Below are 14248 nucleotides of genomic sequence, written 5' to 3' on the forward strand. Positions count from 1 at the left end.
GAGAAAGATACTGATTTTAGAAATTAGTTTTCCCAGAAATCAGGAGCATCAGCATCGCCGAGCAAACGACAGTCGCTGCATTCTGCTGGGCCCATTATCAAAGCACCGCTTCCAAATCCCGGAATTGTGATTATCCGTTGCCCCCAGCTAAGCCGAAGGAGCATTTCGTCATAGCCACCCTTTACAGTATCGGCCTGCAGCACACAAGGATTGGTCGGGAAGGATAGCCCAAGGTCATCAAGCTCGTCCCTTGTTACATACAGCCTCTTTTCTTCGACTGAGCTGGCATCAAAATAGCCAAGTACTACCTCATCCGGACTAGTACTGCTTGTTAGGTTGCCAACAATGGGATAGGGAGTTGGGTCGAATAGAGTGCCAAGGTTTTCGGAATTTTTATTCAATTGGCTCCAATAAGAATGCCCCCTTTCGTCAAGAGCATACTGACGTACCAACACGCTGTACATCGTTCTTAAGCGGTAGCTAATGGTATTGACGTAATCTAGTTCGAAGGCTGTGACCCGATCTTCATTGAGTTGGAGAGTGTTTGTGGTAAGAATTGTTCGGCTTGTGTCGGAGTTATAGCAGATGTGGTAAAACTCAACTTGGGCGAAGCTTCCATCCGGCGCCAGCTCCCATTGGGAGGGAAAAGGCACCTTTATTTGAAAGGTTGAAATCCATTCATATCTGTAGTACCGTGTTTTTCTTTCAGGGTCATGCGTGTCAACAAGAGCTTTGATGCCATCAAGTTCTTTTCCAGTAACATCGGTAAAACGTTTTTCTCTTTCAAAGTACACGCTGTCGATGGGGGGAGTGGCTTTGAGCAGCACTTCGACCGATTCGTATTGGCCCCCGTCGGTGGTTTCGATATGGAGCTGATAAGTTGCGCCTCGTACGCCTTTGAAGCAAGCAGGATCGCTTTGGTATGTGCCCGGGCTCACCTCTGTAAAATCATATGCAGTCCCCTCGTTATTCCTCACAAATACTGCGGCGCCAGATTCGGGAATTGAACCCCCACTATTTAATGGCTGTGCTCTTGATAACCGTATTGTATAAGGTTCAGGACTGTCCGAGATGTGGCCCTCCACTACAAGCAGCCTCTGAGTTTCATTTGGTTCTGGGGTGAAAGGCTCTATACATGATGTGCAAAAGCAAACGAAAAATAGCAGGCCGCCAGACCCTTTAAAAACGTGGCGTGCTTTCAATACGAAGTTCATATAGCATTGCACAAAGCTAAGTTAACTAGCATGTTCTAAACTTTCTTAAGATCAATTTGGCCAAAAGTCTGGCTCGTCCAGCTCACCATATAGCCGACAGTCGCAGCAGTACTCCGGGGCGTAATAATTAATGCCCGACCCATATGGCCCCTGACTTGCGAGGCAATAGCCAGCCGGCGGACTTCCGCCGCCAGACACCTCCACGAGCTTCGAAGAACATCCATCCGAAGCAAAATCTAATTCCAAAAGCTGGCTTCTGTCGATGTAAATTTCTTTTTCGGTTACAGCACCCACATCAAAAAAGCCGATTACCTGCTCGTCAGGATTATTAGGGTTAAAGAGATTGCTCGGCAAATCGTACGGTAGCGGATCGAAGAGTGTGCCCTGGCTCTCTGAAATTTTTTTGAGTTCAGTCCAATACTTTATACCGGTGCTGCTGAGGGCATATTGACGAACCAACAACCTGTACAATGAGCGAAGCTGGTAGCCATCTGTGCTTATATACTTTATTTCGAGTTGGCTGACTCTTGACTCTTTGAGCTGACTGGTGTTTGCCGTAAGAATATCGGAGTTTGTCTCGGTGTTGTAACAAACCCACACGCTGATATCCTGTGGATAGGGAACTTTGATTTGGTACGTCTCTTCCCATTCATAGCGGAAGTATTGGGTGAGCCCTTCAGGATCATGAGAGTCTAGAAGTATTTTAATACCGTCTTTGGTAGTTCCTTCATTAGTTAGCCGACGTTCCCTTTCAAAATACAAGCTATCGATATCTGGCGCAGTGTTGAGCAAAATGGGCTTGGATTGGTAGGTTCCGCCATAAAGTGTTTCTATGTGCAAAGCATACGAGTTGCCCGTTTGGCCAACGAAACATGTGGGGTCACTCTGGTAGATTCCCGGGCTGGACTCTTCAAAGTAAAATTTAGCGCCCTCCTGGTCTTCCACATACACCAGAGCGCCAACTTCAACTCCACCATATTCCACACTGAGAGGTTTGGTGCGTGAAAGCCTGACGGTATTTACCTCATCGAGATTGGAGACATGACCTTCAACGACCATGAGATAATCAAAAACCCCCAGTTCTGGCTCGATTGGCTCTATGCAACCGACCAAAATTAACGTTAGAGAAAGGGTGACGTGTCGTCTGGTTATCATTCGTTTAAGCAGGTCGATCATACTTCCCGGGCATTTTCCATTATTTCTATCGGCTAATAGACGTATTATTAGCCCCGTTCGTTGGCATTGCCAGCGGCATAGGATAACATAAATCTGTCAAAGCGCAGTAGTGCCTGTCATTCAGTTCATTATTTTGCAATATCAAACCGTTGTACCTGTTTTTTCCCAACTTCATTCTCTTTTTGGTAATTCTTTTATCAAATTTGCCGATTCCTATTTTTGACGGTCGAAATCGGTGATAAATCTTCCTCGAAACAAAAGATGATTGGTCAGTGTGGACTGTCTGTGGACTAAATTTTTTGCGAATTTATGAAAGTCTTAAAGTTCGGAGGCACTTCAGTGGGGTCCTCGGAAAATATACGAAAGGTGGCGGCTATCCTTCAGGATTACCAAAAGCAGGGAACCGAAGTTGTCGTGGTAGTTTCTGCTATGAGCGGTGTTACCAACCGGCTTATTGCGCTGGGTGATGTGGCAGTTTCCGGCGATGAGTCGTACCTGGTGGATTTGGAGCGACTGCGACTGCTGCACCTCGACACCATGAAGCGCCTCAATGATAACAAACTCCACCCTGAAGGGCGGGACACCATTGACAAGCTGTTTGCAGAGTTGAAGGACATGCTTCACGGGGTGTTCCTTATCAAAGAGCTTTCCGTTCGATCGCTGGATTTGATACAGAGCTTTGGTGAGCGACTTTCAGCCAATATAATCACACTTTACCTGCAAAAGATTGGAATAAACGCTACGTTTCTCGACACCCGCCGGGTGATCAGAACGGACAATCATTTCGGCGGATCGAAGGTTAATTTCAAGGAAACCAATGCTTTGGTGAAAGGCTTCTTTGAAGGGAACAAGTCGATGGTGGTAGCTACAGGTTTTATTGCCAGCACTGCACAAAATGAAACCACCACACTTGGCCGTGGCGGCTCCGACTACACTGCCTCCATCCTAGCTGCTGCATTGGACGCCGACGAAGTAGAGATTTGGACTGACGTAGATGGCGTAATGACAGCCGACCCACGCAAGGTGAGAGAAGCCTATTCAATGACGAGCCTAAGCTATGTGGAGGCAATGGAAATGTCGCACTTTGGGGCCAAGGTTATTTACCCGCCTACGCTGCAGCCAGCCATTTCGAAGAAGATCCCACTACGAATAAGAAACACGTTTAACCCGGCATTTGAAGGCACCTTAATTACGCAGCAAAGCACTGGAAAAAAGTACCCGGTGAAAGGCATTTCCTCCATTGAAAACATGTCGCTTGTTAGTCTGATAGGTGGTGGCATTGCGGGTGTGCCTGGGGTGGCATCGAGGCTTTTTGGAGCGCTTGCCAGGAAAAATGTGAACATCGTCCTCATCACGCAGGCCTCATCCGAGCATTCAATCACTTTTGCGGTGAGCCCAAAAGATGGCACCATTGCCAGAGACGTATTGAAAGAGGAATTTGCCCAGGAGATCAAAAACCGAGAGATAGATAGGATCCAGGCTGAGGAAGACTTGTCTATAGTCGCTGTTATTGGGGAAAACATGAAGAATACGCCGGGCATTGCTGGCAAGCTTTTCCAGGCGTTTGGCAGAAACGGCATCAATGTCGTCGCCATTGCCCAGGGTTCCTCGGAGCTCAACGTGTCGGTGGTAATCAACAGAGCCAATATTTCCAAGGCGCTCAACTCGTTGCACGAAACCTTCTTTCTTTCAGATAGAAAATCGCTCAATGTGTTTCTTGTGGGTACCGGGCTGATTGGCAGCACCCTTATCGAGCAAATCAAAGCACAAGCGGCCTACCTCATGGAGGAGCGTTCGCTGAAAATCAATCTTGTGGGTATTGCCAACTCTCGTCACATGGCTTTTGATGAAGGCGGCATTGACCTTAACACTTGGCGCAAGCTTGTGGACAAGCCAGGAAAGGGCATAGAACTTTCAGCGTTCATAGAAAAAATGGAATCTATGAACCTGGCCAATTCGGTGTTTATCGACTGCACGTCGAGCGCTAAAGTGATCGAGTTTTACGAAGATATTTTGGAGTCCAGCATTTCTATCGTTACGCCAAACAAGCTGGCCAACTCGGGCCCACTGGCTTTTTACGAAAAGCTAAAGAAGCAGGCGGCCAAACACGGTGTGAAATTCATGTACGAAACGAACGTGGGTGCCGGACTTCCCGTCATCAACACGCTCAATGATTTGAAGTACAGCGGCGATAAGATCATCAAAATTGAAGGCATCTTGTCGGGCACGCTTTCCTACATATTCAACAGCTTTAAAGAGGGTGTGCCTTTTAGCCAGGTGGTGACGGAGGCACGTAGCAAAGGACTGACCGAACCCGACCCAAGAGACGACCTGAACGGGATGGACGTGGCAAGAAAGATCTTGATTTTGGGCAGAGAGGCGGGCCAGAAGCTCGACATCAAGGATGTGAAGCTGGAGCCTATTTTGTCTGACGCCTGTTTCAAAGCACCAAACATTGACGCTTTTTTTGAAGAACTCAAAAAAGAAGACGGCAGACTGGAAGCCATGAGAAAGAAGGCGATGGACGAAGGGAAGAAGCTTCGCTTTATTGCCAAAGTAGAGGAGGGAAAAGCCTCCATTTCGCTGCAAGCAGTCGATGCCGAACATCCGTTTTACAGTCTTTCTGGCAGCGACAACATCATTTCCTTCACCACCCAAAGGTATTTTGAAAGACCTTTGGTAGTAAAAGGGCCGGGTGCTGGAGCAGAAGTGACTTCGGCAGGCGTTTTTGCAGAGATCATCAGCATCAGCAATCATTTTATTCAGGACAACTACAAATTTGCAGGTGGCTATGGCGGATAGTATCAAAGTGTTTGCTCCTGCAACTGTAGCCAATTTAACCTGCGGCTTCGATATTCTTGGACTCGCCATCAATGGGCCGGGAGATGAGCTGGTGGCTAAAAAAACAAGCGGAAGTGGAGTAACTATCGTCTCCATCGAAGGAGACGAAGGGCGACTGTCGAAAGACGCATCAAAGAACACGGCGGGCATTTCAGCCAACCAGTTCTTGCAGGAAATTGATTATAGCGGGGGCATTGAAATTTCTCTTTATAAGAAAATGCCCTTTGGTAGCGGCATGGGATCTAGTGCTGCCAGTGCCGTTGCAGGTGTTTTCGCCGTTAACGAATTGCTGGGAAGGCCTTTGAACCAAAGGGAATTGCTACGTTTTGCAGTAGAGGGCGAACGAATTGCCTGTGGCAGTGGCCATGCCGATAATGTGGCACCGTCGCTGCTCGGGGGCATTACGTTGGTTAAAAGCTACGAACCATTGGAGGTGCTTTCTTTGCCGGTTCCGCCGAATATGTATGTCGCAGTTTTGCACCCCGCAGTGGAAGTGTCGACGGGCGATGCCAGAGCCATGCTGCCAAAAGAGGTGACCATGAAAGCTTCAGTAAAGTACGCCGGTAATTTAGCAGGCTTTGTTTCAGCGCTATACACCAACGACCTTGGTTTAATGCGCAGAGCCCTGATAGATGAGATTGTGGAGCCAAAAAGGGCTGCGTTGATCCCGCATTTCTACGAAATCAAAGAAGCTGCTCTGTCTTCCGAAGGGGTCATTGGTTTTGGCATTTCAGGCTCCGGCCCAGCCATGTTTGCCCTGGCTGATGGATTTGAGGCAATAGCAAAAGCCGGAGGAGTTATGGAAGGCATTCTTAAAAAGCGAGGCATATCGGCTAACCTCTACATTTCCGAAGTGAATACCGCAGGCCCTAAAATATTAGATTGAAAATGAAGTTATACAGCACCAATAAGCAATCTCCCGAAGTAAGTTTTGAAGAGGCGGTTTTTAAAGGACTCCCTGACGACAATGGGCTTTATATGCCAAAAGCCATTCCGGCACTTTCTGCCAAATTTTTCGAAGGGCTGGAGGACATGTCTTTTCAGGAGCTGGCCTTGGATGTAACTGATACCCTGATTGGTGATGAAATAGGAAGAAAAGACCTGGAGAAGATCATTTACGACGCCATGAATTTTCCGATAGAGCTTCATCAGGTAGAAGACAATATTTTTGGTCTTGAGCTTTTTCATGGGCCTACGCTGGCTTTCAAAGACTTTGGCGCCAGGTTCATGAGCCGGATCATGGGCCATTTTCTGGAGAAGAAACAGAAAGAGATTACCATTCTGGTGGCCACCTCTGGCGATACAGGTAGTGCAGTTGCCCACGGCTTCCTGGGTGTTCCGGGCATCAACGTAGTGATCCTTTATCCGAGCGGCAAGGTGAGTGAAATTCAGGAGAAGCAGCTAACAACGATAGGCCAAAATGTGAAGGCGCTGGAGATTGATGGCACGTTTGACGATTGCCAGCGCATGGTGAAACAGGCTTTCCTTGACAAAGAGCTGAACACGGTGCGTCATTTCACTTCAGCCAATTCAATCAACATAGCGAGGCTGATCCCTCAATCGTTCTATTACCACTATGCCTGGTCGATGTTGCACAGCGACGGCAAGCCAGTCTTCTTCTGTACGCCGTCTGGCAACTTTGGGAATTTGTGTGGAGGACTTATTTCAAAGAAAATGGGATTACCAATCGACCACTTTGTGGCTGCAACGAATGCCAATCACATAGTGCCCGATTATTTGCTGACGGAAAAGTTTCAGCCAAAGCCTTCGGTGAAGACGATCAGCAATGCCATGGATGTGGGCAACCCGAGTAACTTTCCACGGGTGCAGGCATTGTATGGCGGAAGCTACGACAAGATCAACCGGGATATTTCAGGTGCCTGGTATACTGACGCTCAAACGTCGCAGGCCATGAAGGAGGTCTTTGAAAAGGAGGAATACCTGCTTTGCCCACATAGCGCCATAGGCTATTTGGGAGCCAAAGACTATCTGAAAAACCATGCTGGCAAGACGGGAGTGTTTTTGGCCACAGCCCACCCGGCTAAATTCTACGATGTGGTTGACAAGGTGCTTGGTGGGAAAGTTGAAATCCCTGAAGTGCTGAAAGAGACCATGGCAAAGCCCAAAAATTCAGTGAAAATGGAAGCCAGCCTCGATGCTTTGAAGAGCTTCTTGATGAACTAGGCTTTTCAGGACTTACTAAGGCCTGACGGTTTCCTTGCAGAAAGTTCACTGGCTGCCGCAACCATTTTGTCGAGTAGGCGGGTAGGGTCAGTTTCCCAGATCACAACATCGAAATTCGCCTTTTTCAGCAGACCATTCACCGTCATGTGAGCAAAGAGCTGGTGCAAATAGTCGTAGTATCCGTTAGTGTTGAGGATGCCAATAGGGGCATGAATGAGTCCCAGCTGACGCCAGGTGAGTATTTCGCAAAGCTCCTCAAGCGTACCGAACCCACCCGGCAAGGCTATGAAGCCCTCTGAAAGTTGCGACATGATGGTTTTGCGTTCATGCATCGACTCCACCCTGACAAGTTTGGTAACACCCGTGTGGGCGATCTCCTTGCTGGCCAGAAAATTTGGGATAACTCCTGTGACCTTTCCACTTGCATTCATACAGCTATTGGCCACAGCACCCATGATACCAATTTGTGACCCACCATAAATGAGTTCAATACTGTTTTTGGCAAGAAGTTTTCCAAGAATTTGAGCTTGCTCCACAAATTGAGGGTTTTTTCCCTCAGCAGAACCACAAAACACACAGACTGACTTCATTATGTACAATTTGAGATTTGATAAATACTTTTTTCCGAGTATTTCTTATTGAGGTTAAACCTAGTAATTTGTTGCATTGATTTTTACTGTAACCTGGAATTTTACTAACCTGACCCCTTATGATAAAGATGAAGCACTATCTCAATGGACTGCTTTTTTTATTTTTTGTAGGCTCAACCGTCCTTCTTGTTCAAGAGGAAAATCGGCCAATTGATTCACGGATCGCTTATGAAGCCTTCATAAGAGAGCATCCCTATTCAAAGATCACCAAATCTGGGCAGGCAGGCGTGGGTGAGGCCGAAGAGGAGGAACGGGAAAGAGAGGGCCCGGACAAAAGAATGCAACAAGAGTTTTTTATGACAATGGATCCTGCTTTGCTGCGACCTACACCCGAAAAGCTCCCGGAGATTTTGGCGGCAGCACGAAACGCCAGGACTTACGGAACCCTGCCAGGGGAATCAACAGCGCCGTGGGTGGAAAGAGGCCCAAAAAATGTGGGAGGCAGGACAAGAGCACTCATGTGGGATCCCAATGACGCCACCGGTAAAAAGGTTTGGGCCGGAGGGGTATCTGGCGGATTATGGTTCAACAATGACATCACAAGCGCTAGCTCTATCTGGACAAAAGTCGATGATTTTTGGAGCAACCTGGCTGTTAACTGCATTGCCTACGACCCAAATAATACCCAAACCTTTTATGTCGGAACTGGTGAGAGCTTCGGAGGCATCAGCGGGCAGGGAATATGGAAGTCGACCAACGGAGGAACGACATGGACTCAGCTGTCTGCTTCAGCGAATTTTGGGTATGTGGCCGATATCGTTGTGAGGAATGAGGCGGCGACAAGCGTCGTTTACGCAGGCATAATCGCCAGTAGTACACAGGGTGGTTTTTTTGGTAGTGAGTTTCAAGGCCTGCAAAGGTCAACGGACGGCGGCACTACATTTACTCAGGTGATGAAGAATCTACCCAATTTTAGCCAGCCAAGTGCAAAATATGGTGTCGGCGACATCGAAATTGGCCCCGACAACAGGCTCTGGATTGGAACTTACCGCAACAACTACTCTGATTACAATGGTTTGGGTGGTGGCACCATCCTGTTCTCCGACGATGGTATTTCTTTTACCACTGCTTACGAAACCACAGTTTCAGAAAGAAGTGGCAGGGTTGAACTGGCAGTCTCCAGCTCAAATGCTTTGGCCGTTTATGGCTTGATTGAAAACGACGAGAAGATAAAACAGATTGTCAGAACTTCTGATGGAGGAGCAACCTGGAGCCTGCTGACACTTCCTGACGATGCCGACAATGGCATTGATGCCGATGACTTTACCCGGGGCCAGGCATGGTATGATCTTATCGCTGAAGTGGATCCGAATAGAGACAGTACGGTAGTTATCGGTGGGATTAATCTTCATATGAGCACCGACGGAGGGGGCACCTGGAAACAGATATCGAAATGGTCGAACAATGCTAATATGGGTTCCATGCCCTATTCCTATGTGCATGCCGATCAGCACGCAATTCGGTACAAACCCGGAAGCTCATCGGAAATTATTTTCGGAAATGATGGCGGCGTGTTTTGGACAAACGATTTTTCGAATCCATCGGCTACAGATTTGATTGTTGCCAGAAACAATGGGTACAACGTCACGCAATTTTACGCAAATGCTATTCATCCTGATAAATCCAAAAATTATTTTCTGGCAGGGGCTCAGGACAACGGCACTCAGCAATTTCAGTCGGCGGGGATTAATGCCACGGTGGAGGTGAGAGGTGGCGACGGGGCTTATTGTTTTATTGACCAGACTGACGCCGTGACGCAAATCGCCTCTTACGTTTACAACGATTACCGCTTTTCAACCAATAATTGGGAGACGAGCAGCAGTATAGCCAGCGACGATGCGACGGGTCATTTTATCAACCCGGCAGACTATGATGACGAAATGAATGTGCTCTATACAGCGGCGACGGAGTCCACCATTGGAAGGTTCATTAAGGATGCTACAGGGTTTACCAGAAACGACCTCAGTATCAGCCTTGGGGCAAAAGCGTCTCACCTTAGGGTGTCTCAGCACACTCGCCAGTCAACTACGCTCTTTGTTGGCACCGCAGCCGGAAGGCTTTTCAAAATTAGTAAGGCAAACTCCTCCAACTCAAACCCGACAGAGATCACCGGCAGCGGATTTCCGAATGGGTGGATTTCCAGCATTGAAGTGGGGCAGGACGAAAGCCACCTGCTGGTGACATTTTCGAACTATGGCGTCAACTCAGTCTGGTACACTGCCGATGGAGGCACAACCTGGTCATCGAAAGAAGGCAATCTACCCAATTTTCCTGTGCGTTGGGCCATGTTCAATCCGACCAACTTTGATGAGGTAATTTTGGCAACCGAAATGGGAATCTGGGGAACAAAGTCAGTGACCGCTGCTTCACCAACCTGGGCGCAGTTCAGCAACGGCCTTGCCAATGTGAGGGTGGACATGCTTCAGATGAGGGACTCAGACTTTGAGGTGATCGCAGCCACTCATGGCAGAGGGCTTTACTCAAGTTCAATTTTTGCTGGTCAGTCGTCGCTTACAGCGAATTTTGTAGCGAAAAACAGAGCTACCGAGAAAAATACTGCGGTGGAGTTTGTTGACAGGTCGAAAGGAGCTACCTCCTGGGCCTGGACTTTCGACGGGGGCACGCCGGCAACCTCAACTTCCCAAAATCCATCAGTAACCTATGCAACCGACGGAGCCTACACAGTGACCCTTGTTTCAAAAAATGCCAGCGGGGCAACATCAACGAAAACTATCGAGGGCTACGTACAGGTAGGGCCAGTTGATGATGGGCCGATTGAAGCGTTGTTTACCTCCGATATCCAAACAGTGGTGCAAGGCAACACGGTCAACTTCATAAACGCTTCGAAGGGTATGCCTGAATCGATTATCTGGTTTTTTGAAGGGGGCACACCGTCGGCTTCAACGGAACTAAATCCTACGGTGAAATATGAAACGACGGGCTCATTTGATGTGGAGTTGGTGGTGTTTAAGGAAGGGGAGCAGAACAAGATATTAAAAGCCAACTACGTTACGGTTTCCGCTGATAATTCGGCTTTGAAAGCGAAGTTTAAGGTCAATACGCCTACTGTTTTTGTAGGCAATCAAATCAAGTTCACAGACATATCTACAGGAGGTGCTACTTCCTGGGCGTGGACTTTCGAAGGAGGAACACCTTCTACTTCGAGCAGTCAGAATCCTGTTGTTGTTTATAATACTTCCGGCAAGTTCAATGTGACCCTCAAGGTGACAAAAGGAGCTGAAACAAACACCCTTACGATTGAGGACCATGTCGGCGTTTATGTTAGCACAGGTATTGAATTCTCTGACGGCGTGATAGACTCATATTACAGCAATACCAATCCAGATTTTACTGGTTTGTATGGGGGGGAGTGTAATGCATTTTTTGCCAACAGGAGGCTTTTGGCTCCAACCAATGTCAATGGAAATACAGATACTTTTGTGAGCCTGCCCCTGGGGTCGTATGTGACGGTAGAATTTACCGACAACGTGATTATCAATGCTCCTGGTCAGGACGATATTTTCATCAGAGAATGTGAGGGAGTCAACGAATATGCCAACGTTTATGTAAGTGCAAATGGCGTTGATTTTTCTTTTATTGGCACAGCCATAGGTACTAACAGCAGCAATGTCACAACTACTTTCGATCTGGAAACGATAAATTTTCAGGAACCCGTAACGGCCATCAAAGTAGTTGGGCTGGATTTAGGTGGCGCCTCGCCTGGTTTTGATTTACTGAGCGTGAGTGGAATCGCCGGAGCCATTATCGGTAGCGATCCACCATCGGCGCCAACACTCCTTACTGCCGAGGCCAAGCCGTCAGAAGTAAAACTGAGCTGGGAAGACAATGCCATCGATGAGGCTGGATTTTTTCTCGAAAGGTCCACCAATGGCACCACTTTCACTAAGATCAAAGACTTGCCGGTCAACGCAACCAGTTACACCAGTGGAGGACTCACAGAGGCAACCAAATATTTCTTCCGTGTGGCAGCCACCAACAAAAATGGCGACTCCGATTTTAGCAATGTGGTGGAGGTAACAACGACAGAGTTTACTATTGAAGCACCCACTGGCCTTAATGTAATAGCTAACTCTTCAGTGTCAGTTGTGCTCGATTGGGTTGACAATTCGGATGACGAAGAAAGCTTTGAAATTCAAAGATCCGAGGACAATGATCAGTTTATTACGCTTGGCACAATTGGAGCTGACACCATTTCGTTTGATGACCTGAGTTTGGCGCCGTCGTCGACTTATTTCTACAAAGTAAAAGGTGTTAACGCAACAGGCGAGTCCGATTACACCGAGGTTGTGGAAATAAAAACGCTTGACCCTCTTGAGGCACCCACGACTCTCACACTTGACAAGGCGACTGGGCGTAAAGTGGTACTTTCCTGGGCCGATAATTCATCGAGGGAAACTGCCTTCATTGTGGAAAGGGCCGTAGGAACCGGAGCGTTTGCTACCCTCACGGAACTGGAAGCTGATGTCACGGAGTTTACAGACGATGCCGTACTTGAACTAACAGACTATAAATACCGCTTGTATGCAGTGAACGATGTGCTCGAGGTTTCGTCAAAAACCACTTCGTTACTCGTGTCAACACCCGAAAAGGGCTTTGCGGATCTTACCATTACTGATCTGAATGCCCCGGTTTCGCAGAGCGCCAAAGAAATCACACTTGGAGCAACCGTTTCCAATCTTTCCGACGATCCTACGGAAGGCGCTTTTGAGGTGAGTTTTTACCTTTCTAAGGATGAGAACCTCTCGTTAGCGGACGAGTTTTTAGGGGCGGTGGCTTTTGAGGAGATGGAGGATGGGGCAGAGCAAACGGCCTCCGGAACCTTTGATATGGTGATACTGACAGCCGGGGAGTATTTCATCATTGCAGTAGTTGACGAAGAGAGTGTGATTGAAGAAAAAGATGAAGCCAACAATAAAAAAAGTGCCTCAATTACGCTCACGGAAGTGCTTTCTGTGGCCGATGATTTGCAACAAAACATAAAAGTTTACCCCAATCCAACCACTGCGGTGGTTAATGTTACCTCGGAGGCAGGCAAAATTGGGCCATTCAATATTCGGTTGACAGATTTGTCGGGCAAGCTTTTAAAGGTACAAACCAAGGTACAAGGAACTACAAGGATTGATATGGCAGACCTGCCAAGTGGCGTCTATCTCCTTACAATCCAAAAGGAGGGTAGCCAGTATTCAACCCGGATTCTGAAAAGGTAAAAATGGGGCTGGCGGTGAGCCGGCCTCATTTCTAAAAGTCCTTTGAGTCATTCAATCGCCAGTCGTAGTCGATATAGCTGACTTTGGTTTTATCAGCGATCTTTACTTTGGCAAACTGATTGATAAAATCTTTCAGGCTTTTGCTTTTAGTGAAATCTCCACTGTACCAATCGAATAGTTTTGACAGCTGAGCACTTGTGCTGGTAATTTTGTTTCGCCGCTCGTCGTTGATAAAGCTAATGGCCTGCTCTTTAAGTTGCTGGTCAATCTTTGCGCCGGTGTAGGCCTCGGCCCTTAGCACCGGGCACGAATAAGAGGCGCAATTGACGGCAAAGTGTATCCTGGGCTCGTCGAATTCCTTTCTTAGGATGCTGTGCTCTATGTTATTCAAATCCATCTCTTTACCACCTATTTTAATGAACTTGATGTCCCAGGGTGTATTCACAAAGGGGATTTGAATTTTGCTGCCAATGTCTTTGATGCTTTCCACTGGGTAATATTGAAGAATAAGCTCAATAGTAAAAGCATTGTAGGCATTGATCCAATACGCCAGCCGATCCTCTTTGCTCCAGGTCTTATCGTTTGGTGCGTTGTTCTGAATCAAATCCAGGTATTTTTTTAGTTCGGCTCTGTCTTCTTTGAAGCCTTCGTAATTCACCCAGCCGTCTTTGTTTACGTGTTTTTTGAGCAAAGCATCGAAGGTAGCATGGCTAATCGGTTTTGTGTTTTCCTGTTTTGGCGAGGCTATGCCGCAACTTACAAAAGCCAGCAGCAGAAAAATGTAGAAGATGTGTTTCATGTCGAACGGTTGTGTTATAGTATAACGTTTGAACCCGGCACATGTTGGTGAAAGGGTAGAAATGGTCTTTGAAATGACATTCCCAATCTCACTCATTTCTAAGCAGTTCATTGCAAAGTAGTTAAGGTAATGTTGCCATTAAATTGGGATGCAAAT

General features: G+C 47.4%; 8 protein-coding genes. 4 read left to right on the plus strand and 4 right to left on the minus strand.

Annotation, left to right across the window (positions count from 1 at the left end; all coding sequences use genetic code 11):
• Positions 1-23 precede the first annotated feature (23 nt).
• Both AAC052_RS18390 and AAC052_RS18395 read right to left on the minus strand, forming a co-directional pair.
• On the minus strand, positions 24-1214 hold the full coding sequence (locus AAC052_RS18390; RefSeq protein WP_339814949.1) for a DUF4249 domain-containing protein: 1191 nt from the start codon (positions 1212-1214) through the stop codon (positions 24-26).
• A gap of 51 nt (positions 1215-1265) precedes the next feature.
• Complete coding sequence (locus tag AAC052_RS18395; RefSeq protein WP_317488660.1) at positions 1266-2390, minus strand: DUF4249 domain-containing protein; 1125 nt, start codon at positions 2388-2390, stop codon at positions 1266-1268.
• A gap of 309 nt (positions 2391-2699) precedes the next feature.
• Here AAC052_RS18395 and thrA point away from each other — a divergent pair, with 309 nt between their 5' ends.
• From thrA to thrC, 3 genes are read left to right on the plus strand one after another with little or no spacing between them, the layout of a single operon-like run.
• Positions 2700-5192 carry a bifunctional aspartate kinase/homoserine dehydrogenase I gene (gene thrA, locus AAC052_RS18400; RefSeq protein WP_317488659.1) on the plus strand — a complete coding sequence of 831 codons (2493 nt, stop codon included), beginning with the start codon at positions 2700-2702 and terminating at the stop codon, positions 5190-5192.
• Positions 5182-6117, plus strand: a complete 936-nt coding sequence (locus AAC052_RS18405) for a homoserine kinase (protein ID WP_339814950.1) — start codon at positions 5182-5184, stop codon at positions 6115-6117. The genes thrA and AAC052_RS18405 overlap by 11 nt, the downstream gene beginning before the upstream one ends.
• Before the next feature lie 2 nt (positions 6118-6119).
• Positions 6120-7415: a threonine synthase gene (thrC, locus tag AAC052_RS18410; RefSeq protein WP_339814951.1), complete on the plus strand. Its 1296-nt coding sequence runs from the start codon at positions 6120-6122 to the stop codon at positions 7413-7415.
• Positions 7416-7420: 5 nt separating this feature from the next.
• Here the strand turns inward: thrC and AAC052_RS18415 are convergent, their stop codons facing one another.
• The gene (locus AAC052_RS18415) at positions 7421-8005 is read right to left on the minus strand and encodes a TIGR00730 family Rossman fold protein (protein ID WP_317488656.1); all 585 of its coding nucleotides are present in this window, start codon (positions 8003-8005) and stop codon (positions 7421-7423) included.
• 119 nt (positions 8006-8124) lie between these two features.
• On the opposite strand from AAC052_RS18415, the gene AAC052_RS18420 reads away from it, so the two are divergent.
• On the plus strand, positions 8125-13293 hold the full coding sequence (locus AAC052_RS18420; RefSeq protein WP_339814952.1) for a PKD domain-containing protein: 5169 nt from the start codon (positions 8125-8127) through the stop codon (positions 13291-13293).
• 31 nt (positions 13294-13324) lie between these two features.
• Here the strand turns inward: AAC052_RS18420 and AAC052_RS18425 are convergent, their stop codons facing one another.
• On the minus strand, positions 13325-14092 hold the full coding sequence (locus AAC052_RS18425) for a DUF547 domain-containing protein (protein ID WP_339814953.1): 768 nt from the start codon (positions 14090-14092) through the stop codon (positions 13325-13327).
• Positions 14093-14248: the final 156 nt, after the last annotated feature.

Origin of the sequence: uncultured Imperialibacter sp., from assembly GCF_963974565.1 — a bacterium.
Taxonomy (GTDB): domain Bacteria; phylum Bacteroidota; class Bacteroidia; order Cytophagales; family Cyclobacteriaceae; genus Imperialibacter; species Imperialibacter roseus.

What these genes read in the sequence shown, in the direction of transcription:
- AAC052_RS18415 (WP_317488656.1), bottom strand. Translation starts at nt 8,005, where the DNA reads ATGAAGTCAGTCTGTGTGTTTTGTGGTTCTGCTGAGGGAAAAAACCCT.
- AAC052_RS18390 (WP_339814949.1), bottom strand. Translation starts at nt 1,214, where the DNA reads ATGAACTTCGTATTGAAAGCACGCCACGTTTTTAAAGGGTCTGGCGGC.
- AAC052_RS18425 (WP_339814953.1), bottom strand. Translation starts at nt 14,092, where the DNA reads ATGAAACACATCTTCTACATTTTTCTGCTGCTGGCTTTTGTAAGTTGC.
- thrA (WP_317488659.1), top strand. Translation starts at nt 2,700, where the DNA reads ATGAAAGTCTTAAAGTTCGGAGGCACTTCAGTGGGGTCCTCGGAAAAT.
- thrC (WP_339814951.1), top strand. Translation starts at nt 6,120, where the DNA reads ATGAAGTTATACAGCACCAATAAGCAATCTCCCGAAGTAAGTTTTGAA.
- AAC052_RS18395 (WP_317488660.1), bottom strand. Translation starts at nt 2,390, where the DNA reads ATGATCGACCTGCTTAAACGAATGATAACCAGACGACACGTCACCCTT.
- AAC052_RS18405 (WP_339814950.1), top strand. Translation starts at nt 5,182, where the DNA reads ATGGCGGATAGTATCAAAGTGTTTGCTCCTGCAACTGTAGCCAATTTA.
- AAC052_RS18420 (WP_339814952.1), top strand. Translation starts at nt 8,125, where the DNA reads ATGATAAAGATGAAGCACTATCTCAATGGACTGCTTTTTTTATTTTTT.